29 protein-coding genes are annotated in these 19858 nt (G+C 68.7%); 11 read left to right on the forward strand and 18 right to left on the reverse strand.

What is annotated here, in order from left to right; all coding sequences use genetic code 11:
- Positions 1-133: 133 nt before the first annotated feature.
- Together E0497_RS20890 and E0497_RS16045 are read left to right on the forward strand one after the other, a co-directional pair.
- Positions 134-394, forward strand: a complete 261-nt coding sequence (locus E0497_RS20890) for a CPBP family intramembrane glutamic endopeptidase (protein WP_137725795.1) — start codon at positions 134-136, stop codon at positions 392-394.
- 167 nt (positions 395-561) lie between these two features.
- Positions 562-1722 carry a site-specific integrase gene (locus E0497_RS16045; RefSeq protein WP_137725796.1) on the forward strand — a complete coding sequence of 387 codons (1161 nt, stop codon included), beginning with the start codon at positions 562-564 and terminating at the stop codon, positions 1720-1722.
- Between the two features lie 318 nt (positions 1723-2040).
- On the opposite strand, the gene E0497_RS16050 is transcribed toward E0497_RS16045, so the two are convergent.
- A complete protein-coding gene (locus tag E0497_RS16050) occupies positions 2041-2349 on the reverse strand; it encodes a hypothetical protein (RefSeq protein ID WP_137725797.1) in 309 nt (102 codons plus the stop codon).
- Between the two features lie 522 nt (positions 2350-2871).
- Complete coding sequence (locus tag E0497_RS16055) at positions 2872-3072, reverse strand: hypothetical protein (protein WP_137725798.1); 201 nt, start codon at positions 3070-3072, stop codon at positions 2872-2874.
- 198 nt (positions 3073-3270) lie between these two features.
- Between E0497_RS16055 and E0497_RS16060 the strand changes: the two genes are divergently transcribed.
- Positions 3271-4302 carry a hypothetical protein gene (locus E0497_RS16060; protein ID WP_137725799.1) on the forward strand — a complete coding sequence of 344 codons (1032 nt, stop codon included), beginning with the start codon at positions 3271-3273 and terminating at the stop codon, positions 4300-4302.
- A gap of 61 nt (positions 4303-4363) precedes the next feature.
- On the opposite strand, the gene E0497_RS16065 is transcribed toward E0497_RS16060, so the two are convergent.
- The 3 genes from E0497_RS16065 to E0497_RS16075 form a co-directional block, all read right to left on the reverse strand.
- On the reverse strand, positions 4364-5551 hold the full coding sequence (locus E0497_RS16065; RefSeq protein ID WP_137725800.1) for a hypothetical protein: 1188 nt from the start codon (positions 5549-5551) through the stop codon (positions 4364-4366).
- 114 nt (positions 5552-5665) lie between these two features.
- Entirely contained in the window at positions 5666-5998 is a 333-nt protein-coding gene (locus tag E0497_RS16070) for a type II toxin-antitoxin system HicB family antitoxin (protein WP_137725801.1), read from the reverse strand.
- Positions 5995-6246: a toxin HicA gene (locus tag E0497_RS16075; protein ID WP_137725802.1), complete on the reverse strand. Its 252-nt coding sequence runs from the start codon at positions 6244-6246 to the stop codon at positions 5995-5997. The genes E0497_RS16070 and E0497_RS16075 overlap by 4 nt, the downstream gene beginning before the upstream one ends.
- A 361-nt stretch (positions 6247-6607) precedes the next feature.
- Between E0497_RS16075 and E0497_RS16080 the strand changes: the two genes are divergently transcribed.
- The 4 genes from E0497_RS16080 (at position 6608) to E0497_RS16095 (ending at position 8591) form a co-directional block, all read left to right on the forward strand.
- Positions 6608-7132 carry a hypothetical protein gene (locus E0497_RS16080; RefSeq protein WP_137725803.1) on the forward strand — a complete coding sequence of 175 codons (525 nt, stop codon included), beginning with the start codon at positions 6608-6610 and terminating at the stop codon, positions 7130-7132.
- Positions 7129-7779, forward strand: a complete 651-nt coding sequence (locus tag E0497_RS16085; RefSeq protein ID WP_137725804.1) for an RES family NAD+ phosphorylase — start codon at positions 7129-7131, stop codon at positions 7777-7779. The genes E0497_RS16080 and E0497_RS16085 overlap by 4 nt, the downstream gene beginning before the upstream one ends.
- A 303-nt stretch (positions 7780-8082) precedes the next feature.
- Positions 8083-8334 (forward strand): type II toxin-antitoxin system Phd/YefM family antitoxin, encoded by a 252-nt coding sequence (locus E0497_RS16090; protein ID WP_137725805.1) that lies wholly within the window; start codon positions 8083-8085, stop codon positions 8332-8334.
- On the forward strand, positions 8331-8591 hold the full coding sequence (locus E0497_RS16095; protein ID WP_137725806.1) for a Txe/YoeB family addiction module toxin: 261 nt from the start codon (positions 8331-8333) through the stop codon (positions 8589-8591). The genes E0497_RS16090 and E0497_RS16095 overlap by 4 nt, the downstream gene beginning before the upstream one ends.
- Before the next feature lie 339 nt (positions 8592-8930).
- Here the strand turns inward: E0497_RS16095 and E0497_RS16100 are convergent, their stop codons facing one another.
- Positions 8931-9554, reverse strand: a complete 624-nt coding sequence (locus E0497_RS16100) for a hypothetical protein (RefSeq protein WP_137725807.1) — start codon at positions 9552-9554, stop codon at positions 8931-8933.
- A 145-nt stretch (positions 9555-9699) separates the two neighbouring features.
- Here E0497_RS16100 and E0497_RS16105 point away from each other — a divergent pair, with 145 nt between their 5' ends.
- Both E0497_RS16105 and E0497_RS16110 read left to right on the forward strand, forming a co-directional pair.
- Positions 9700-10035 carry a hypothetical protein gene (locus E0497_RS16105; RefSeq protein WP_137725808.1) on the forward strand — a complete coding sequence of 112 codons (336 nt, stop codon included), beginning with the start codon at positions 9700-9702 and terminating at the stop codon, positions 10033-10035.
- Positions 10036-10218: 183 nt separating this feature from the next.
- A complete protein-coding gene (locus E0497_RS16110; protein ID WP_137725809.1) occupies positions 10219-11184 on the forward strand; it encodes a hypothetical protein in 966 nt (321 codons plus the stop codon).
- Between the two features lie 127 nt (positions 11185-11311).
- Here E0497_RS16110 and E0497_RS16115 read toward each other — a convergent pair whose 3' ends face one another.
- Together E0497_RS16115 and E0497_RS16120 are read right to left on the reverse strand one after the other, a co-directional pair.
- On the reverse strand, positions 11312-12061 hold the full coding sequence (locus E0497_RS16115) for a DUF2786 domain-containing protein (RefSeq protein ID WP_161987432.1): 750 nt from the start codon (positions 12059-12061) through the stop codon (positions 11312-11314).
- A gap of 190 nt (positions 12062-12251) precedes the next feature.
- Positions 12252-12515, reverse strand: coding sequence for a hypothetical protein (locus E0497_RS16120; RefSeq protein ID WP_137725811.1), 264 nt, complete (start codon positions 12513-12515; stop codon positions 12252-12254).
- Between the two features lie 220 nt (positions 12516-12735).
- Between E0497_RS16120 and E0497_RS16125 the strand changes: the two genes are divergently transcribed.
- Complete coding sequence (locus E0497_RS16125) at positions 12736-13200, forward strand: hypothetical protein (RefSeq protein WP_137725812.1); 465 nt, start codon at positions 12736-12738, stop codon at positions 13198-13200.
- A gap of 150 nt (positions 13201-13350) precedes the next feature.
- Here the strand turns inward: E0497_RS16125 and E0497_RS16130 are convergent, their stop codons facing one another.
- The 8 genes from E0497_RS16130 to E0497_RS16165 all read right to left on the reverse strand — a co-directional run bounded on the left by E0497_RS16130 (position 13351) and on the right by E0497_RS16165 (position 17785).
- Positions 13351-13725 carry a hypothetical protein gene (locus E0497_RS16130; RefSeq protein ID WP_137725813.1) on the reverse strand — a complete coding sequence of 125 codons (375 nt, stop codon included), beginning with the start codon at positions 13723-13725 and terminating at the stop codon, positions 13351-13353.
- A 266-nt stretch (positions 13726-13991) separates the two neighbouring features.
- Positions 13992-14423: a DUF3846 domain-containing protein gene (locus tag E0497_RS16135; protein WP_161987433.1), complete on the reverse strand. Its 432-nt coding sequence runs from the start codon at positions 14421-14423 to the stop codon at positions 13992-13994.
- Positions 14424-14740: 317 nt separating this feature from the next.
- A complete protein-coding gene (locus tag E0497_RS16140) occupies positions 14741-15169 on the reverse strand; it encodes a valine--tRNA ligase (RefSeq protein WP_137725815.1) in 429 nt (142 codons plus the stop codon).
- Between the two features lie 149 nt (positions 15170-15318).
- Positions 15319-15561, reverse strand: coding sequence for a hypothetical protein (locus E0497_RS20550; RefSeq protein WP_137725816.1), 243 nt, complete (start codon positions 15559-15561; stop codon positions 15319-15321).
- Positions 15562-15821: 260 nt separating this feature from the next.
- Positions 15822-16058, reverse strand: a complete 237-nt coding sequence (locus tag E0497_RS16150) for a hypothetical protein (RefSeq protein ID WP_137725817.1) — start codon at positions 16056-16058, stop codon at positions 15822-15824.
- A gap of 122 nt (positions 16059-16180) precedes the next feature.
- On the reverse strand, positions 16181-16450 hold the full coding sequence (locus E0497_RS16155; RefSeq protein WP_137725818.1) for a hypothetical protein: 270 nt from the start codon (positions 16448-16450) through the stop codon (positions 16181-16183).
- Positions 16451-17005: 555 nt separating this feature from the next.
- Entirely contained in the window at positions 17006-17290 is a 285-nt protein-coding gene (locus tag E0497_RS16160) for a helix-turn-helix domain-containing protein (RefSeq protein WP_137725819.1), read from the reverse strand.
- Positions 17291-17410: 120 nt separating this feature from the next.
- Positions 17411-17785 (reverse strand): hypothetical protein, encoded by a 375-nt coding sequence (locus E0497_RS16165; RefSeq protein WP_137725820.1) that lies wholly within the window; start codon positions 17783-17785, stop codon positions 17411-17413.
- A 301-nt stretch (positions 17786-18086) separates the two neighbouring features.
- Here E0497_RS16165 and E0497_RS16170 point away from each other — a divergent pair, with 301 nt between their 5' ends.
- The gene (locus E0497_RS16170) at positions 18087-18440 is read left to right on the forward strand and encodes a helix-turn-helix domain-containing protein (protein ID WP_137725821.1); all 354 of its coding nucleotides are present in this window, start codon (positions 18087-18089) and stop codon (positions 18438-18440) included.
- 145 nt (positions 18441-18585) lie between these two features.
- On the opposite strand, the gene E0497_RS16175 is transcribed toward E0497_RS16170, so the two are convergent.
- A complete protein-coding gene (locus tag E0497_RS16175) occupies positions 18586-18933 on the reverse strand; it encodes a hypothetical protein (RefSeq protein WP_137725822.1) in 348 nt (115 codons plus the stop codon).
- Between the two features lie 325 nt (positions 18934-19258).
- Positions 19259-19837, reverse strand: coding sequence for a hypothetical protein (locus E0497_RS16180; protein ID WP_137725823.1), 579 nt, complete (start codon positions 19835-19837; stop codon positions 19259-19261).
- Positions 19838-19858 lie beyond the last annotated feature (21 nt).

A 19858-nucleotide genomic window follows, 5' to 3' on the forward strand; every position in this document is an offset into this window, starting at 1 on the left:
TCCTGGACCTCCCGGCGGACGCCTGGATCAACAAGCCGCCCGCACACGGCGACGCGGTCGTCTCCCGCCCGGATCAGGCCGCCGCGTAACACCCGTTGGACTCATTCACCTTGACAAGTTCCGCCCGGGCCTGATGCTGTGGCGACTGCGGGACCACATCACCAACTGGATCGGCCGTGCAGCACTTACGTGGGGCGCAATCGTCGGCGGAATGGTTCTGTCGACGATCGCGTTCGGGTTCCTCCACGTCGACTACAGCTCCTGGAACGTGCTGACAGCCGCCATCTTCGGTGCCGTCCTCTACCCGCTGACGTTGGCAACGGGATCGCTGTGGCCGTCGATCGCAGCTCACACCCTGTGGAACCTGTTCGCATTCGGAGTCCTGACCATGTGACGGCCCGACCCTGGTGCCACTTCCTACGGTGATCGGCCCGGTACTGGTTCACCTCCGCGGTGAATCGGCACCGGGCCGATTGCTGTGCCGTCGTTCCACTGCGCCTGTTCACGGTGGTGCAGCCTCTGCCCAGCAGTCCGTCGGCGCCCGCCGATACCGTTCCCCGTATGGATCTCTCACCCGCATCGGGCCTTCCCGCGACCACCGAGCCTGGCGGCGGACAGCTCTCCCCCTGGGGGAGCGGGGGAGAAACAGCGAAAGCCCGCGTGGTCGCGGCGGTCGAGCAGTCACAGGCGACTGCGACGTCCCGCGCCTACCAGTCGGATTGGCGGCGCTTCACCCGCTGGTGTGCCCTCAACGACGTGCCGTCGCTGCCCGCCGCCCCGGAGACGGTGGCCGCCTATCTGGCGGAAGCCGCAGACGACACGGTCAGTGGGCACTTGTACTCGCCGACCACGCTGCGCAGGTGGGTGTCGTCGATCAACTTCTTCCACCGGGCCGCGAACCTGCCGGCCCCAGGCGGCAGCCAACTGGTGACCTCGACGGTCGCCGGTCTGCACCGCGCTGCCGCGAAGGATCCTCGCCGCCGCTCGAGGAGGCGGGAGGCACTGCGGCTGGCGGACATCGACGCGATGGTCGCTGCGGCCCGACAGACCGCGGTCACGTGGCCGCAGCAGCTGCGGGAACGGCGGGACTCGGCGTTGCTGTGGCTGGCGTTCGCCGGTGCATTCCGGCGGTCGGAGTTGGCGGCGTTGCGGATCGAGGATGTGCGCCCGCACCGGGTCGACGGCCTGCACCTGTGGGTGTGGGTGTCGAAGACCGATCAGGAGGGGGCTGGACAGGTGAAGGTGGCGCCGTTCGGGCGCACCCATGAGCGGTGCCCGGTGTGCGCCTACCGGCGGTGGCATCAGGTGGTGGCCGCGTTCGACACCGGCGGCCGCGCCGCGGTGATCCGCGAGTTGGCGACCGCAGAACCATTCACACGGCACGTGTGCAGGGGAAACGGCATGTCCCCGATGGATGGGGCGGCACCGGTGTTCCGCCGTATCGACAAGCACGGAAACGTCGGCACCACACCACTGTCGGGAGCCGCGATCCACACCGTGATCCGCGACCGAGCCCGCGCCGCTGGATTCAGCGACGCGGAAGTCGAACGCCTCGGCGGGCACTCCCCACGCGCCGGGTTCGTCACAGAAGCACTCTCCCAAGGCGCGTCAGCACACGCGATCATGCGCCAGACCGGACACGCCTCACCAGCCACCGTCGAGATCTACGCCCGCGAACGCACCCCCGCCCAGAACAACGCCGTCACCGAACTCGGGTTCTAAATAGCGGCCATCGAAGGCCCGGACAGCGGTTGCTGCTGCGCACCGGCCGGCACGGGCAGGTGCGGGCCAACGACAAGCCCCGCGTGCTGGGGTGGAATGCCGATCGGCCCCTCACACGAGGAGGTGTGTGAGGGGCCGATCGTGGTGCTGCACCGCCTGGGGGGTGGTGGTGCAGCGGGGGTGCTGGCTACTCGACCGTGGGGGCGGGAGATTGCCAGCGGGGGTTGCCGCCCGACGTGTGTCGGGGAGGAGACGTCGGGCGGCAGTACCGGACCGTGAAGGGGGTGGGGGAGCACGGTCCGGTACGTATGTGGGCCGTTAGCGGGCGGGCATCCGTGCTGCGACCTCGGCGATGGAGTCGCTGACGTCGTTGAGCTTGGAGGGGATGGTCTTCGCGATGGTGCCGACACCGGTCTCGATGGCCGACAGCAACTCACGCTGCAATCGAGCATTCGTGTCCTGGCTCTCGATCAGGGCGATGTTGGTGGCGGCAGCAGCGAGAGTGGCGTGCATGACGGCGAGCTGCGCGTGCACGTCGGCGTCGCCGATGCCCTCGTTGGCCCGGCGCTCGTAGTCGAGGGCCTGCTGATAGTGGCGGAAGGCGCTGCTGGCGTCGAAATCTGCCATTTGTGGTTCTCCTGGTGTCCGTCGTTGCCCGGTCGTTCCGGGCTGACGGGAACTACTGTCGCGAACGGGTTTCTGGTGTGCGGCACGACGAGTTGCCTGATGCCGGCTGATCCAGGCGGTTCCCAGCGCCGGGTGGTGCCGCCTGGTGGACAGGGGATCGGTTGACCGCACCGACCGCGCCAGTAGATGCCGGCTACGGGTGGCAGGCCCGACCGCAGGTGGGTCAGACGGGTCTGAGTGCAGCGGTGACGGCGCGCTCCCTGGCCGACCCCCGGTTGCCTCCCCGTTCCGTGGGCGCGGTCGGCAGCGAGGATTCCTGCGCAGATGGCGGCGTACAGAAGTTGCCTGCGGACAGCGCGGCCGCACCGGCGGAGTCAGGGGCTGTCGACAGCGAACTGCCCCTCCACGCCAGAGTTTCGTGGAGGGGCAGTTCGGAGGTGGTTGCGCGTCCCACGCTGGTGACGCAACCGGGGTGCGGGACCGTGGCGCGGGGGTAGAACACGGTCCGGCACGTCTGGGTGGCTACACGCTGGTGGTCGCGTTCTTGGCGATCTCCCGGCTGGTGATAGCCGCGGCGAGGGTGGCGTGCATGACCGCGAGCTGCGCGTACACGGCAGCCTTGTCCAGTTGGCCGCCTTCCATTTCCAGGATGACTTGCTGATGGTTTTCCATCGCCTGCTCGTGGTGCCAGTCTGCTGTAGCGCCATTTACGTCCGCGGTCACTGTCGATGCCCCTTCCCTGATGGTCTGGCGCCCGAGGCTCGTCCTCGGGCTGACGAGATCCACTATCCAGGGCGGGTTTCCGGTGCGCGGCACCGTGTGTCGCCTGTGGTTACACCCGGCAGGCATGCCTTGGCCGCCTGCATGGTTTTCGCTGGTTGGCGATGGTGCTGACTATCGTTTCCGACCATGGTGGAGTGCGTGGACGTCGACAGTGTGACAGGCGGGTTGTCTGCGCGTCTGCGGCCACGGTGGCGTCTGTTCGCGGACTGGTGTGCCGGGGTGGAAGAGCCGGCGTTGCCGACCTCGCGTGAGGTGTTGACCCGATTCCTGCTCGCGAACCCGGCGTCGTCGTCGACGCAGCGGGAACGGTTGGCGGCGATCCGGGCCGCGCACGCCGTCGCGGCGGCGTCACTTCCGGCGCACACCCGCCCAACGGCGGTGGTTGCGGGCACACCTCCGCCGCGATGGGCGGGAAGCAGGGCTGCTGCGGTGGTGGCCTCGTTGCCGACCGCGGGCTGCCCGGCCGGGATCTTCGGGCGCCGAGACGCGCTGCTGCTGGTCCTCACCCAGGCTGCGGGCCTGTCCTACGAGCGGATCGAACGCCTGCAACGCGACCAGGTCTGGGTCGTCGACCGCACCTTGCACGTGCAGAACGGGCCCGTGTCGGTGACAGTGCCAGCCGAAACCGACCCCCGCTGGTGCCCGGTGGCGGTGTACCTACGGTGGGCGCGACTGCGCGCGTATGCGGACAGGTTCCCGACGACGGAGAGGGTCCGGGCGGCGATTGCCCGCTCCGAGCCGATGACAGCCGACACGGTCGAGTCGTATGCGCCGCTGCCGCCGCCACGATGGCCTGGCCCGCTGGTGTTGCCGATCGACCGGTGGGGCGGATTCGGGGCAGACCGACTGCAACCCGCCGGCCAAGAAGCGTGGGGGCTGCGGGCCGCGGCGATCGGGGACATCATCGCCGCTCACCTCGCTGGTGCCGGTCCCCGGCACGTGTCTGTGGTTCGGGAACGGCCCACCCCGCCGGTGGTGGAGGAGCCGGTGGACAGCCCGCCGGAGCCGCCGCCGTGGCGGGAGTGGGATGTCGAGGCCGGGCTGCGGGCTCGCGCGGAGGCACAGCAGGTGCTCGCTGATGTCGCTGACACGATGCGCGATGTCGAAGCGGAGGCGGATGCCCTGATGGCGCGGCTGGAGTCGATCCTGGACACCGAGAACAGCCGGTAGAGGCAGGGGGCATGCGTCTGACCGGGCTGTCGACGGTTTGTGGCCGCGTCTCCGGTGTCGGCTACGAGGTGGGGATCAAGGGGATCTGGTCGGGGCAGTTGACCGCCGCGATGTCACGCAGGATCCCGTACAACGTCGCCTGGTTGAACACGTTGGTGCTGTCGCTGCCGTAGACCGACATCACGGCCTGCCCGAGACCCCCGGACAGCCACGCTGCCCGCTTGGAGGGGTCCGTGTTCTCCGGCGGCATTCCCTCCCCGGTTTCCAGTTTTCGGCAGAATCTGTCGATCGGTCCGCTGTCGGTGAGTCGCGAGATCAACCGTTCCGGCGTTGGGATCCCCCGCTGTGTAAGGAGCAGGGCCAACTGGTCGTTGCTGCTCACCGATTCACCTGTGCCCGGTTCATCGGTACGCGCAGCAGATGACGGGGCGGCAGTCGCGAGAGCCGAAGCGGGCGCCGGCGGCGTCGACGGTACGGAGGGTGCTTCACGGCAGTCCTGCCTGAGGAGGCGCGCTTCCGATGGTGAGGGCCATGCTTTGGTGGAAGAGCCCTCAAGTGTTGTTGCAGTCACCAGCATCCGCTTCTGCAGTGGGCGGTCACGGAAGGCTTCCGGCGGAAGATCGAACACGATGGTGTTCCCGGACGTCCTCCGCCCATTCGTGTAAGTGAGAACGCCCGTGGCCACGTCCGCGACGGAAAATTCGCACGGTCCGCTCTGCGTCTTCGGTACGGCGAGCTCCACGTCCAGGTAATCCCCGGGCTCGCTGAATGTACGGATTGGCTGGTCCACCGGGTTCTTCCGGTAGTCGAGACGAATCACGAGGGATTGGTAGAGCAGTCCAGGAAGCATGTCGTCGCGAACTCCCCTCGCCCGTGCGCTCTCGAAGGCAGCAGAGTTTGATCCGACAAGCGCGAGCAGTCGGGGAAGGTCGTCGTAGGTGACCGCGAAGGTCATACCTGTCTGGTCGTTCTTCGTGATGTCGATACTCGTGACGGTGCTGGTGGCCCACGGTTCACTGGGGTCTGAGCAGGTGAGTGTTCGTGGTGTTGTGTCGGCGGACAGGTAGTCGTACTTGTCGCCAGAACCGGGGAGAAGAGAGCACCCGCCAAGGGCCATGGCGGCTGTTGTGATCGCCGCGCCCGCGAGGATCCGGCGTGTGCGTCCTGTGCTCGGCTGCCGGCGGGCATGCCTGGTTTCTGGGTGTGGCGTCGACAAATCCCTGACCTTTCCGTTCGACTGGAATGCCATGTCCCCCGGGGTCAGGCCGACTGAATATAGCGGAGCAGGCCGGTTGAGCTGTGGGTTCTTCGCCGCGGGCGGCCCGCGAGGGGCCGCACACGGCGGGTCCGGGTCCCCGTGGCGTTAGCTGGCGGCGAGTTTTTCGGAGATGTAGGCGTTGAGGGAGATGCCTTCTTCGGCGGCGTTGCGGGCGAGTTTGTGGTGCAGGGTGGGGCTGATGCGGACTTGGAACTTGCCGGAGAATGCGCGGGTGCCGAGGGGTTGGGGGATAGGTTCACCGGTGCCGGTCATGTCGTCGAGGACTTCGGTGACGGTGGTGCGGATGCCGTCGAGGGCTTCGGTCTGGGTGGGGGCGAGCCAGGAGAGGCCGGGGAACTCGGCGACGGTGCCGACGTATTCGTTGTCGGGTTCGTGCCACTCGACGCGGTAGGTGTACTGGTCTGCGGTGGTGGTCATTGCGGGTGGTCCTCCATGCGTTCGATCGCTGCCAGTACCTGCGTGACCTGGTACTGCTTGGCTTTGCCTCCGGTGCCGCGCTGGATGTTGAGGCGCGGGCCGGGCCACGGGGTCTGGAACTTGGCGTGGGAGCCGGAGTTCTGTCGTGGTGGGCCGAACAGGTCGGTGCAGAGGGTGAGCAGTTCGTCGTAGGTGATGTTCTGCGGTGCGGTCCTCATCCGCGCGAGCAGTTTCTCTCTCTTCCTCATACCGAAAGTGATACTGAATGTAGTACCACCGTGCGGCAGTGTCCACCCCACCCGGCCACCCGTATTCGTCGCGTCCCCTACCGTCGGCGTCCGGGCAGGCCGCGGTCGGCAGCGCAGCTATCTACGCAGTTCACCAGGGCTGTGCAGTATTGCTTACACAGCAGCCACAACACGCACAGCCCACACAGCTCATGCAGCCGGCGCAGGAGGGCTCTCGGCGGGATCACGGACAGCCACCGGTGGCGGCCGCGCCCACAGCGGGTGGGGCCGCGCGCTGCACCTGTTGGTTGACGTGGTTGACGATGGTGGGGACTATTGAGTTGACATGGTTGACGTCATCGATGCGACGGGAGGGCCCGATATGAACACCCTGATCGAGCAGGAACGCAAGCTGATGGACCTGCTCACCCGCCGCGTGCACCAGACGTTCGCCGACGCCCGCGCTGCCGGGGTGCCCGCCGATGTGTTCGGTGATGTCGAGGCCATCGCCGATGCGATGACCTCGGCGCTGCCGGCGAGTGGGGTCTACGACCAGCTCGTCGGCCCGTTCTACGACACCGCCGGGTTGACCCGGTGGTGGGGTGTGAGCCGTCAGGCCGTGCACAAGGCTGTGACCGCGGGCACGGTGATCGCCTGCCGGCTCGCCGACGGGCAGTGGGTGTACCCGATCTGGCAGTTCACGTCGGACGGGACAGTGGCCCCGCACCTGATCACCGTGTGGAAGACGCTGCGCGCCGCCGCGGACCCGTGGACGTGCGCAGTATGGCTGCGCAGCCCGCACCCTGGACTCGGCGATGTCACGGCGGTTGACTGGATCGCCGATGGCCGCGACCTGGGCACGGTCCTGGACCTGGCCCACGCCGACGCGGCCCGGTGGGCTGCGTGAGCGGCGGCACCACGAACTCGAACACCACGGCCCGCGACACGGTTGCTCTGCGGCCGCCGGCCCGGCCGCTGGCCGGGTTCCCCGACAGCGTGCTCACTGCCGCGCAGCCGCTGGTGCGCGGGCACCGCGCCGCGAACGGTCCGTGGTGGTTCGCGTCCTCCGGCGGCGGCCGGTTCGATCTGACTCCGCCGCGCGGCACCTGCTACCTCGCCCTCGACGAGACGACCGCGATCCGGGAGACCGTCGGCGAAGCCCTCGCCAGCGCCGGGGTCATCAGCGCAGAGTTCGCCGCCGAACGAGCACTGTCGCAGCTGGCGGTGCCCCGCGATCACCTGCTCGCGGACACCTGCGCTGAGGAGGCCGCGAACTTCGGGCTGACCCGCGAGCTGGCCACCATGACCCCGTACGCGGTGCCGCAGGAGTGGGCGGCGACCTTCGACGGTGCCGGTTTCGATGGTCTGCAGTATCAGACCCGGTTCACTACCGGGCCGCACCCGAACGCGGTCGGCCTGTTCGGGGAGGCAGGGGAGACCGCTTGGCCGGCCGATCCGAGTCCCGAACCATTCGCGGCGGCCGCCCGGCGGTGCGGCTTCATCGTCGCCGGCCTACCGCGGTCGGTGCGGATCGTCGCGCCGCCCACCACCTGATCGACGCTCGCATCACCCGCCACCGGAACCCGACCCTGCCGCTACCGTCCTACTCCTCGACCGCCGACACCCGGACAGGCGGGGGATGCCAGCGCGGGCGTCTGCGCAGTTCACAAGGACTGTGCAGTATTGCCTACACAGTAGCCACGACACCTACAGACTGAACGGCGATCACCAGACGAGGGCAGTGGATGGCCTTCTGAAGGCTGCGGCCGCAGCGGCACATCCGTCGGCGCTTGTGCGCGCCGACGACCACGTGACCAGCACGTACAATTTATTGTACGTACAGGAGAGGAGTGTGCAGTGAAGACGATGACCTATTCACAGTCGCGGGCGAAGTACGCCGAGACGTTGAATGCCGTCACCGACGACCGTGAGGAAGTGGTGATCACCCGGGCCGGGCACGAGCCGGTGGTGATGGTGGCTCTCGACGACTACGAGTCGCTCAAGGAGACGGCGTACTTGCTCCGGAGCCCGGCGAACGCCCGCCGACTGTTGGCCTCGATCGATCGGCTCGAGCACGGCGGCGGGACGACCCGCGATTTGATCGAATGAAGCTGGTGTGGGACGAGAGCGCCTGGGAGGACTACCTCTGGTGGCAGACCCAGGACCGCAAGGTCCTCAAGCGGATCAACACGGTGATCCGGGACATCGCTCGGAACGGCAACGAAGGGATCGGCAAGCCCGAACCCCTCAAGCACGGCTTTCACGGCTACTGGTCGCGGCGGATCACCGACGAACACCGACTCGTGTACAAGATCGTCGACGACGAGATCCGTATCGCGGCCTGCCGATACCACTACGAGAGCTGACCGGGAGAACACCCGAGCAGCCGGGACACCCAGGCCGAGCCGCACCACCGGACAAGGACAGCCCCGCACCCAGCGGATCCCGGTTCCCGTGTTTCCCCGCACCAGGGATGGTGCGACTCCGGGACGGCCGGGCGAGCGGTGGCGTTGTCGACCGCGCGGAAAGTGCCGCCGCGGCGGTGGATCGTGTCCATCAGGGGTCAAGCTCCGACGACCCGCCGCCGGTAGCCGGGCCGGACTTGGTGTGCGGGCGCAGCGCGGTCAGGCGGGCATCGATGTTGGTGGCAGCGTGGTGTCCGCCGGTGCGGTAGCGGTCTCCGTGTGGGGTTCCGCCCGGGGTGGTTATACGCCGAGGTAGATCACTACGCCGCCGCCGATCGGTTGGATTCTCTTGTGTTTGTACAGTGCTTCGGCTTCGGTGTCCGTGGTGTCGACGGTGTAGCTGACTTGTTCACGCTCGATGGTGAGGTCGGTGATGCGGCCGTGGTACACGACGAAACCGCCGATGGTCGCGATGAACGGCCAGCCGATGACAGCGTGTCGTGGTTTGGACCACCATCGGGTGACTCCGAGGTCTCGTTCTTCGGCGGTGAGTCGGGAGTGCCAGCCCATTCGTTTGCGGTCGTCGTCGTCTACGTCGCGGGCGGGTTGGACGCGCACGTTCACGGTGGGTGGCAGGTCTTCGACGTTGATCTGCGGCACCTCGAGGAGTGCATCGAGTCCTTGTCGGTCGATGACCAGTCGGTCCTTCGAGTCGAGGAACGCGGTGTTTTTTTCGGTGCCGATCAGGTCTCTGGCGAGTTCACTGCGGGCGAGTAGTTCCATGCGTTGGCGTGCGATGCCGAGTTCTGTGGCGGCCGCGGCGATGGCGACGACTTGCGGTTGCGATGGGGGCGGAAACGACCATGGCCTACTTTCATTCATGCCTGTCAGGTTACAGCGGTAGCGGATCTCACGTGTGAACACTGCTGAATGTTTGAGATAGACAGTGCTGCACCAGTTGTGTACTGTACGTTTCATGACAACAGCACAGCGGATCAACGAGGCGGCCAAATCTGCAGGACACTCGGCATGCCGTCAGAAGGCCCTTCCCGGCCGGACAGCTCCGAGCATGTTGCTTTCCCTGACCAACCAGGGCACGAGGGGACATCACGTCGGAATCCGGGTGACGGCGCATGCGGATCGATCGCTTCGCGGGTGGACCACCAACGACGTGTTCCGGATGCGGGATCTCCTCGACTATGCGGAGTCGATCGGTGACCCGGCGCCGCTGGTGCTGGTGACCAAGAACCTCACGCCCGGTACGCCGGCGGTCGTACTCGGAGCCCAGCTCGCCTATGTCGAGGCGGTCCGTCAGATCGACGCGAAGCTGGCCGCCCTCGCCAAGGAATCAGCGGACCAGCACCGTTGGTGGAGGGAAGAACACGCGGACGTCTTCTCCGCATGACCTTGTCCCTGGTGCCCCGGCAGTCGTCGGGGCACCAGGTGCCGGCCGCAGGAAACGCCGGGGTCGGGTCTACCCGTCCACACCACGATGCAGTTCAGGCCCGTCGGCCGTCTCGTTCGATCCACCGGCCCGACAGCTGCAACGATCCACACCATCCGACACCTACAGACCAGGGGGAAAATGATGCTCGTACGCCATGAAACTGCCGCCACTCTCATTCTCGGGGCACTGATCCGCGCCTACCCGGACGAGGCTGCTGCGGCCCTGACCTCGGCAGGCGTACCAGTCGATGCCATCGACCCGTCGACCGTCGACATCGAACAGGGTGACGGCGACCGGGGCCGAATGGACATCACCGCCGGCACCGACCGCGGCAAGTTGATCATCGAAGCGAAGCTGAACGCGTACCCGGACCTCGCGCAGATCGAGAAGTATCTCGCCCGCGACCCCCACGCGTTCGCGGTCCAGCTCGTGCTCGACATCAACGTCGCGGAGGCCCACGTAGAGATCGGCTCGCATCCCCGCATCACCGTGATCGGCTGGTCGCAGCTCCTGGCCGGGTTCGCTGGGATTCCGATCGCTGACGACCTCGCAGCCGACATCGCTGTAGCCGCAACCGATCCCGATACCCGGGTGGCCAAGCGTGCGCACATGCAGGCCGTCGTCAATGCTGCAGGACTCGACGCGGCCGTCACCGCGACGGTGCAGGCAACAGCCTCCGGCTACCCGGCGATCACTCTTCGGCACTCCGGCAACGTGTACGCCCTCGGGCAGGTGGAGCCCGACCGCAACGGTGGCGGCACCTACACGGGAACGATCGGCATCGAATACATCAACGAAGACCTCGACAACCCGGCCGTGTTCCCGGACTTCCGGGACGCTCTGCTGCAGGCGGAGCACGATCTCACTGCCGCCGGCGTCACGTACCGGAAGTCCATGCACCGGTCCGCCATCCACACCCGCCTCGACCTGACGGACAAGCCCTACCTGGCCCGCGGCTACAGCAGCGGCAACTGCCGCTACCACCTCGGAGTCAAGGTGCCCGGTGACACTGTCGACGAAGTCCTCGCCGCGTCCGCCCGAGCACTCGAGGTCTACGCCGCCCTCTGCCACCAGCGGTGGCCGGACACCGTCACCAGCAGCAACTGATCACCGCCACGAGACCGGGACAGCCCGTGACCTACGGATCCCGGTCCCGTATCTCGCCGCAGCACGGCCGGGCAAGCCTCGACACCGCGCGACAGCACGGACAACACCCGCGGCGACTACGGCACCACTAGGCGCACACCGCCGGGCCGGGGAGCGATCCCGGCCCGGCGGCCTTCATCCGACTGCCTCGACAGTGGTGGGGCGACTGGTGGTGCACCCCACGCGTGCGGGGTGCACCACCAGCGGAAATCGGTGTGGTCCAGTCCCCGGCTATGCGGTGAGGGCGCGGCGGGCAGTCATCTGCTTGTTGCCGATGTCGGCGGTGTCCCCGGCGGTGCGGCCGGAATGGTGGGCGGCGGGCGTCATCGAGGTGCACCAGTTCGGCGCCGGTCACGTCGTCGGCGGCGGCACGCTCGGCGACACCGAGCCGGTCCCCGACACTCTCGGCGAACCCGTACATCCACGACAGGCGGGCACGACGGGTCGCTCCACCGGTACCACGACCGACGGTGGCAGCACCGGAGAACATTTGCACCTGCAGCGACGCGAACAGCAGCTTGAGCCGGTCGAGGTTCGTGGCCGTCCCGAACACCACGAACCCGCCTGTGGTGCCGATCGCGGCGCAGTGCAACGCCTTCGCGAGCACGTAGAACAGGAATCCCTGCTGCCGCTGGTAGGAGCCGGTGGGGGTGAACTCGTACCGCTCGACAGGGGTGGGTCCGGTGGTGTCCTGCATCCGGGCCTGCGTTTCGTCGAGGCCGTAGCGGGCGATCAGGTCGAATGCTTTGGCGTTGAACACGTCCGCCTCGGGGGTGCCGGCGACACTGTCGGCCTGGGCGAGCAGTTTGCGGACGCGGGCGAGTTTGTCGTCGTTCATGCGGTTCCTCCAAAGGGATGTCGCGGGCTGGTGTGCCTCCACCATCGCGACCAGCCCCCGACCGTGCGGCACCCCGAACCCGTTCCCTCCCACCATTTCCGCACGCCGCACCACCCGACCGGGTGGACAGGGCCACCAGGTGCAGCCAATCGGCCGCACCCCGACGGGATGCGGCTGACTGGCAGGAAGGTCAGGGGTAGTCGATGACGGCGGTCCCGACCCGGTGGCCGTCGTGGTCGATCACGTCGTAGGTGCGGCGGCTACCGTCGGTGTCGTCGGCGCGGTGCACGGCGCGGTCACCTTCACCGGCCTCCACCAGAACCTGCTCGAGCGCGGTGACGGCGGCGTTGATGCTGGGGTGGGTGGACTCGTGCGCGGGCGGGTTGTCGACGTCGTCGCAGTCGCAGTCGCAGTCGAGGACGGTCAGGGTGACAGCGGCAGTGTTGTCGGTCATCGGTGGACTCCTTGATCGGGGGGCCGTGGTCGGCCCGGCTGCCGATGACTGTTCCGGCCGGCCCCGACTGGTGCGGCATCCCGAAACCCGGCCTCTCCCACCGTTTCTGCAGGCCACCCGCCTGCTGCGGGTGGACAGGGTCGGGTGGGGTTGCTGGTGGCCGGGTGACCGGAACGGTGACCGTTACGGTGGGCCGGTCACCTACCGAAAGGGATATTTCATGTCGATTCGCCGAAGCGTTGCCCGTGGGGCTGCCATCGCTGTCTCCACCGCTGCGCTCGCCGTGGGGGCGGCTGTCACCACCGCTGGAACCGCCAGCGCCGCACCCGTTCCGATGCTCTCGTCGACCGGCTACAACATTGTTCCGGTCCCGCAGGGCGCCTGCCACGGCACCGTCGCGGTCGGGTTCGAGAGTGTCTCGGGCCGCACCGATCAGGTCGAGGTCACGTTCACCCCGAACGGCACCTACGGTGCCATCGCCGGCTGTGAGATCCCGGTGAGCATCCTCGTCACCAACGGGATCGCCCCGTTCATGTACACCGTTCCCGCGATGGCTGCCGGGGGCCGCACCTCCACCATCGTCACCGCCGGCGCGGGCGTGAGCATGGTGCACGTCGCCGCCAGCGTCTACGTCGGTGGGCTTCCCTCCTGGGGCGTCGGCGGCTACCTGTGGCTGCAGCCCTAACCGGCGCACCCCACCCGAGCCCGTACAGCAGAACGGCCCCTAGAATCTGCCCCATAGTGTGGGGGCCGTTCTCTCGCACGTCGCCCAGTGTAGATCTGATGGCGTGTTATCTCCGATGACAGCGACCCTAACAGGCCGCCGCCGCTGTGCTCACGCCGCCTGCGCCGCAACCGGTTCGGCAACCAAGCTGGTGCGGACCACGGTGTTGGTGAACAGGTGCCGGATCACGATGTAGTCGGTGCCGACACGGGTGAGTGCCTGCGCCAGCGGCAGGGTCAGTGCATCGAGGTGCGGGACCGCCAACGCGGCGGGCCGCCGGTTCGACCGCCGCCGGGGCGCCCGGATCACCGTCGGGCCGGTCACCTGGTCGGTGACGACCACGACGCGACGGTTGAACGTCTCCATCGTGTCGTACGGGCACAGCGCGTACTGCGGGCTGTCGTCGCGGGGAACGGCTTTCAGGGCGGGCAGCACGGTGCGGGTGAACTCGGTCCACGACAGGTGGGGGAGGGACTGCAGATCCATCGACAAGGCTCCTTCGACAAGCGGGCGGGGTGACGGGATCCACGATCGGCGCCACCCCACCCGGGTGCGGCACCCCACCGCCAGCTCGAACATGCTGAACGGCCAGGTCGCAGCATGTTCGAGCCGACAGTAGGGGCGGACAGGATGCCCGCGGTCCGCCGCCGGATGGTGGTGGCGGACAGGATGCCCGGATAGGCCGGCCGCCACCGGTGACCGGCGACCGCCCCCGCACCCGATACCGGGTGCGGGGGCTGTCGCCGGGCGGGTCAGACGCGGGCGGGGAGGGTCACCCCCAGGGCGCGGGCCGCGAGGAACACCCACTCGTCACGCTGGTCGGCGGGCACGCGGGTGGCATCGGCGAGTTTGTCGAGGATCACCCCGATCTGGCGGTCCGACAGGGCCACGGTGTCGCCGTCGCCGTTGTGGGCGGCGAACACGGCGTTACCGAAGAACGACTGCACGATGCGCGGTTCGAGGAGCAGCGCGACCGCCGACGCCGCCGGGTTCACTTCCCCGCCGTACATGCCTTCGTCGTCGACCCACATGTCGATGGTGCCGCCGTTGCCGTCGGGCAGCGCGACCACATCGACGTGGCGGCAGCCGATTTCAGTGGTGAGACCGTCGAGGGTGTCGCGGCCTCCCACGGTCAGATCGACGCGGGTGATGTTCGAGTCCGTCGAGATACGCAGAGCCTGCATGATCGCCTCCTGGCTGGGATCGGTTGATGACGGAATCAGCATCACCGCCGCCGGTTTCGGGTGCGGCACCACACGTTTCGGCCGGCACCGGATCACCGCTGGTCACCGCGTCGGGTGTTCGGACAGGCCAGGAGGGGTTTCACGGATTTTCGGGGGCCACCGGCCGCGACCAGGCAGGGGCGGACAGGGCCAGGTGCCCGAGGGGCTGGGGGTGTGGGTGCGCCCACCGCCCGAGTCGGGGGTGCGGGCGGTGGACGCGAGGCCACCCGCTCGCCCCTCCCACCGCCTATGGGGGAGGGACGGCCGGTGGCCTGCATTCACCGTGGCACAGAACCGGCCGCCAGCACCAGGATTCGGCCCTGACCGCCCGCGCCGCCCCGTGTGGTGGGCGGCAGGTGCCCGATCAGCTCCCACAACCGATCCCCGACATCCCCACCACCGGTGTCCGGTCCCCGTAGCGCGGTGTTGTCGGCGAGCACCTGGCCCGCCTGGTCGAGGACGGCGACCGGATCCCCGCCGCCGCCGACGGCGATGGCGTGTGCGGCCGGCCACCGCTGGCGCACGTACCGGCCCAACAGGGCGGCAGCGACCTGCGTGATCTGGCGGTCGATTTCCTGGCGGGCGGCGGTGAGGATGTCGAGCTGCCCGAGGACCGCCGACCCCATCCCTGTCGGCGCTGCTGTCGTCGCCGATCCCATCGTCGTGTCCATCGTGGTGTCCTTCGTGTCGATGCCGAATGCGTTCATACCCACCACGCTCAACCCGACCTGACACGGGCGCGGCACACCCGGCCCCGGCCGCGACCAGGCCGGACAGGACTCCCCCTGGGGGAGTGGGGGAACGGGAGAGACCCCTGCCCGCCGACGGTCGGCGGGCAGGGGTCTCGGCTGGGCGGTCAGATCGCGGCGCCGGACTCCTCCCGGTGGTAGTTGTCCGCGCGGTCGCAGGCGGCCTCCCAATCGACGTCGAGGGCGGCCGCGAGATGCTGCAGATCACCGAGCAGGTCCGCGAACGCCGACTCGAAATCGTCGACCGCCGCCTTCTCGGTCATGTACGGCAGCACCGCCGACGCCCCCACGAGCGCCCGCACGGCCGCTTCCTCCGCCAGGGTGGCCCGTCGGTGCCGGATCACCGTCACGGGGCACCACGGCGGCGTGCAGGGCCGCCAAATCGGCGGTCGTGCGCACCGCACGCAACGTTGCCGGTAGATCAGCGGGGAGGGAAGTGGTCATCGCAGACTCCTGAAAACGGTGGTGGTGGAACCGGACCCACCCAGACTCCGACCGACGCCGGGTGGGTGCGGCACCCAGCCGCCACCCACCCGACGCCGGCGACCACTACCGGTCCGAGGACAGGCCGACTGTCAGCGGGCGATGCTGCCCCGCCCGGCGGCCCTGGTCAGGACAGCCACTCGAACATCCCCACTGCTGTGGCCGTGCCGGCCGCGGTGACGAGGACCGTCGCCACCCGTTCGCTGAACACCTTGCTGATCGCGTACTCCGACGTGAACAGGTGCTTTTCCAGTCCGGCCCGCGACCGGTCCACGAACTCGTCCGCCGCCGCCCGCCGCTGTCGGAGCGTGTAGAACACGCCCACACCCGCCGCCACGCATCCCCCGAAAACCATCGACATCATCGCTTGCACCTTCCTGCGAAACCTGGCCGCCTCTGGCCCTGAAACGGCTGCGGCGGGCCCCACACGGTTGTGGGGCCCGCCGATAGTCGCAACAGGGTTCTTCCCACCCAGGTGAACTACATCTAGGCGGCGCGGACGTACCCGAAACCGAGGGCCGTGTATCCGGCGGCGCGCAGCTCTGCGCAGACCTCCGCGGGGGTGGCCCACTCGTGCACGGGCACGAACGCAACCACCTCGTCCCGGTCGTGGAGGGCGGCGATCGTGTAGCCAGGGACGGCGACGAGCATCCCGTCCTCGCAGGTGCTGCGGGTGTCGAGCCGAACCTGGTGGGTGGCCTGCGCTTTCGCCGCACGGCGGCGGGCATCCTGGCCAGTGGTGTCGAGCATCGTCATGGTGTCTCCTCAAGGGGTTCGTGGGCTGATAGCAGCCACGTTCTCCACACCCGCCGGCCCGCGCGGAACCGCTCGGGTGCCGCCGCCGGCTACCGGTAGGCGTCGGTGCGGGTGAGGACGTCACCGAACGCGGACAGATACCCGAACGAGCAGCCGTGGAACAGTTCGGTGCCCGCCGGCCGCGACCGGTCGCGGCCCCGCCCCGCCACGGCCGGGTTGAAGCGGTGCTGATCGCTGGTGCGTCGGGCTTCGGGCTTCGGCGAGCAGTCTCCCCTCGAGCGGCCGTAGGTGCACTGCCGGCACGACGCATGACACCCACGGTGGCTGCACCGCAGTCCACCCCAGCCGCCGGAACACTGCCGCGTGCGCGGTGTTCCGGCGCGGCCAGTTGGTGGTGTGCCCGACCTTGATCCAGCCGGAATCGAAACCGATCACATACAGGTGCCCGAGATCCGGAGTCGGGGGAAAGAACTCGTCCCAACTGTCGTAGGTGGTGGGCGAGAACACCGACTCGTACGTCACGGCCGGCACGGTAGACGCCCGCACCGACAACCGTCAGCGACCGCCCGCAGTGATCTCGAGGTCGAGCCGTAGGCCGGCGCGGGTGGCGAGGTTGGACAGGTCGTCGAGTGTGAACTGGTTGATGTGGCCGTCGGTGAGAGCCGCGATGCGGGCCGTGTCGACACCGAGCTGGGCCGCGGCGGTGGCGGCCGTCCACCGGTGGTGGGTGATGGTGTCGGTGAGCGCGATCATCAGCGTCGACCGCAGTCGCCACACGGTGGCCTCGGCGGGGTCGTCTTCGATGGCATCCCACACGCGGGCCGGCCTCGGATCGTCCATGATCGTGTCCCCCTTCACTGTTCCGGCCCGAGACCGGAGGGTGGGCGCCACCGATGCTGGTGGCGCCCACCCAGGATCGCCGACTACTGCGTCGGGTGTTCCAACGTCCAGGGATCCTGGCTACCCGACCTGGGCGATGGCGGCGGCGTTCCGATTCCGTCGGACGATGCCCACCTCACAGCCGGCCACTGCGCCAGCAACGCCACCCAGATAGCCTCCGCCCACCATCAGCACAAACATGGCCTGACCGCCGGCGAAGCCGACCATCAACACCGCCAACCCGAAACCGAGCAGGACACCCAATCCGGTGCCGACAGCAAAGCAAGTGGCGACCGCGGAATAGAAGCGCGGCGACTCCCGCACCCCGGACACCAACCTCCGCGCCACGGAGGTTGGTGTCCGCAGCAGTCCGGCGGGTGGACGCTGCCGTGACACTTCGGTGGCGGGCGGGATGTCCGCCTCTGTCGGGGTCGACTGCTCACTGGAATCGGTCATGGTGTTCGTGTCCCTTCACGTGCTGGATGGGTGGGCGGGCGATGTCGCCACCGTGGCGGTGGCACCGAACCGGCCCTCGGGTGGCGTGACGGTAGCAGCGGCGTTTCCGCCCACCCGGTGCGTTGTGACCCCTCCGCGCAGTCCGGTCCCCACGCGCCGCGGGGCACTGGATCGGCGGTGTGGTGGTGGCCCGGACGGCTGGTGACGAGACTCGGATGAGGGGATGTGTTCTACAACAGCGGCGGCCCCCGCGCCGACGTGGCGATCGAACGATGGATCAGGGAAACCGAAGGGGACCACGATGAGTGACCAGCGCACATTCCGGCGAGGACACGACCGGATCGCCCAGTTGGCGGCGAACCCGGCCATCGCCGACCAGGTGAGCGCCATCCGAGCCGAGACCGCGGAGATGAACCGCGTTCACGCCGCCACGCTCGCCGACATCCGCAAAGCCGCAGACCTGACCCAGACCGATGTCGCGAAAGCACTCGGTGTCGAGCAGGCCGCGGTCTCGAAGATCGAACGCCGCCACGACCTGCTTCTGTCGACCCTGCGTCAGTACCTCGCGGCGGCCGGCGCCGAGCATCCGCGGATCGTGGTGGAGAAGAACGGCGTCGAGGTGTCCCTCGACCTCGACACCTTCACCACCCGATAGGTCACACCACCCCGTCATCGGGCCCACAACGCTGCGGCCGCGCCCACGTCGGCGTGGACAGTGGCGAGCTGCCACGGCACCTGCACAGCCGCCGGCAGGTGGGTGGACGCCGCCACTACTGGTGGCGTCCACCCAGGGGTGCCGACTACGGGGTGGGGTGTTCCGGCGCCGGAACCGGCTGCTGCGGCTGCTGCGGCTGCTGCGGCGGTGTGGGGTGCTGCCACGGCTGCGGCTGACTGTAGGCGGCGTTGTGGCGGGCTTTGCGGTTGCTGCCGATGATCAACCCGATGATCAGGCCGATGACACCGAAGAAGATTCCGCCGCCGACCGCGAACATCATCAGCAGCGCCATGAACTTGCCGCCGTCGACATCGGAGAAGTCCAAGCCCTGGTCCTCGAGCCCGATCGCCATCAACACCCAGGCGGTGATGACCCCGAGCATTCCGCCGACGACCACGCCGACCCCACCACCGGCCAGCAGCGGGCCGGTCATGCTCGGCGCCGGCGGCATCACAGGAGGTGTCCCCCACGCCGGGGGCATCGGCGGCATCCCGCCGGCCGGGTAGCCGGAGAACGGAGCCTGGGGCTGGGGGGGGAACTGCGGCTGCGGTTGGGGTGGTGGGGTGGGTTCGGTCACGACAATCGTGTCCCTTCAACAAGATAGGGGAGCGGTCGCCGGCCACCCCCCGATGTTGTCGGGCAACCGAACCCGCTCTCGGGCCGCTCCACCGTAGCAACGGCCGTTCCCGCACCCCGCCTCCTGCGCGCCACACCAACCCGCATCCAGTCCCCACCCGGCGGGCCCGCCCGCGACCCGGTCAGTCTTGCCGGTCGGGGAGATGACCGGCGGCCGCGGTGCGCGCGATCAACGCTGCTTCCTCCGGTGTCAACCGTGTCCCCGCCAACCCCTCCGCCGCCTCGACCGCGACCCGGCCCGCCTCGACCGCCGCCACCCCCACCCTGCGCACAACCGTCGTCACCTCACGCGGTTCGGTGCCGTCGGCGAGCTGGGCGCGCCGCACCGCCGCGGCCGCCAACTCGGCACCCTCGACCGCCGCCTTACGAACAGTCACGAACCGCCACGCCCCGGCCGCGCCGCCGTCGTCGGGAACGTCGATGCGGGTGCCCTCCCACGACGCACTCCGTGTCCCCGCCTGCCGGGCCTCGAACCGTTGCACCCGCTCGACCAACGACTGCCGGGTCACCCCACCGAACGCCGACCGGATCGTCTGCCACGGCACGCCGGCCTCGCGGGCGTTGAGGATCGCCGCCGCCGTCACATCCATCGCCTCGTTCACGTGCTCCCGCAGCTTCCGCTCCCTGCGCACCGCGTCCCGCAGCACCGTCTCCGCCGCCCCACGGGCCTGCCCGATCGGATCGGTCCGAATCTCTGCCACCACACCACCTCCAACTCCCAC

The organism is Prescottella subtropica (assembly GCF_005434945.1).
Classification (GTDB): domain Bacteria; phylum Actinomycetota; class Actinomycetes; order Mycobacteriales; family Mycobacteriaceae; genus Prescottella; species Prescottella subtropica.

Excerpts from the sequence above, each read along its gene's own strand:
- E0497_RS20890 (WP_137725795.1), top strand. The coding sequence starts at position 134 with ATGCTGTGGCGACTGCGGGACCACATCACCAACTGGATCGGCCGTGCA.
- E0497_RS16045 (WP_137725796.1), top strand. The coding sequence starts at position 562 with ATGGATCTCTCACCCGCATCGGGCCTTCCCGCGACCACCGAGCCTGGC.
- E0497_RS16050 (WP_137725797.1), bottom strand. The coding sequence starts at position 2,349 with ATGGCAGATTTCGACGCCAGCAGCGCCTTCCGCCACTATCAGCAGGCC.
- E0497_RS16065 (WP_137725800.1), bottom strand. The coding sequence starts at position 5,551 with ATGGCATTCCAGTCGAACGGAAAGGTCAGGGATTTGTCGACGCCACAC.
- E0497_RS16070 (WP_137725801.1), bottom strand. The coding sequence starts at position 5,998 with ATGACCACCACCGCAGACCAGTACACCTACCGCGTCGAGTGGCACGAA.
- E0497_RS16075 (WP_137725802.1), bottom strand. The coding sequence starts at position 6,246 with ATGAGGAAGAGAGAGAAACTGCTCGCGCGGATGAGGACCGCACCGCAG.
- E0497_RS16080 (WP_137725803.1), top strand. The coding sequence starts at position 6,608 with ATGAACACCCTGATCGAGCAGGAACGCAAGCTGATGGACCTGCTCACC.
- E0497_RS16095 (WP_137725806.1), top strand. The coding sequence starts at position 8,331 with ATGAAGCTGGTGTGGGACGAGAGCGCCTGGGAGGACTACCTCTGGTGG.
- E0497_RS16105 (WP_137725808.1), top strand. The coding sequence starts at position 9,700 with ATGTTGCTTTCCCTGACCAACCAGGGCACGAGGGGACATCACGTCGGA.
- E0497_RS16110 (WP_137725809.1), top strand. The coding sequence starts at position 10,219 with ATGCTCGTACGCCATGAAACTGCCGCCACTCTCATTCTCGGGGCACTG.
- E0497_RS16115 (WP_161987432.1), bottom strand. The coding sequence starts at position 12,061 with ATGAACGACGACAAACTCGCCCGCGTCCGCAAACTGCTCGCCCAGGCC.
- E0497_RS16120 (WP_137725811.1), bottom strand. The coding sequence starts at position 12,515 with ATGACCGACAACACTGCCGCTGTCACCCTGACCGTCCTCGACTGCGAC.
- E0497_RS16125 (WP_137725812.1), top strand. The coding sequence starts at position 12,736 with ATGTCGATTCGCCGAAGCGTTGCCCGTGGGGCTGCCATCGCTGTCTCC.
- E0497_RS16130 (WP_137725813.1), bottom strand. The coding sequence starts at position 13,725 with ATGGATCTGCAGTCCCTCCCCCACCTGTCGTGGACCGAGTTCACCCGC.
- E0497_RS16135 (WP_161987433.1), bottom strand. The coding sequence starts at position 14,423 with ATGCAGGCTCTGCGTATCTCGACGGACTCGAACATCACCCGCGTCGAT.
- E0497_RS16140 (WP_137725815.1), bottom strand. The coding sequence starts at position 15,169 with ATGAACGCATTCGGCATCGACACGAAGGACACCACGATGGACACGACG.
- E0497_RS16150 (WP_137725817.1), bottom strand. The coding sequence starts at position 16,058 with ATGATGTCGATGGTTTTCGGGGGATGCGTGGCGGCGGGTGTGGGCGTG.
- E0497_RS16155 (WP_137725818.1), bottom strand. The coding sequence starts at position 16,450 with ATGACGATGCTCGACACCACTGGCCAGGATGCCCGCCGCCGTGCGGCG.
- E0497_RS16160 (WP_137725819.1), bottom strand. The coding sequence starts at position 17,290 with ATGGACGATCCGAGGCCGGCCCGCGTGTGGGATGCCATCGAAGACGAC.
- E0497_RS16165 (WP_137725820.1), bottom strand. The coding sequence starts at position 17,785 with ATGACCGATTCCAGTGAGCAGTCGACCCCGACAGAGGCGGACATCCCG.
- E0497_RS16170 (WP_137725821.1), top strand. The coding sequence starts at position 18,087 with ATGAGTGACCAGCGCACATTCCGGCGAGGACACGACCGGATCGCCCAG.
- E0497_RS16175 (WP_137725822.1), bottom strand. The coding sequence starts at position 18,933 with ATGACCGGCCCGCTGCTGGCCGGTGGTGGGGTCGGCGTGGTCGTCGGC.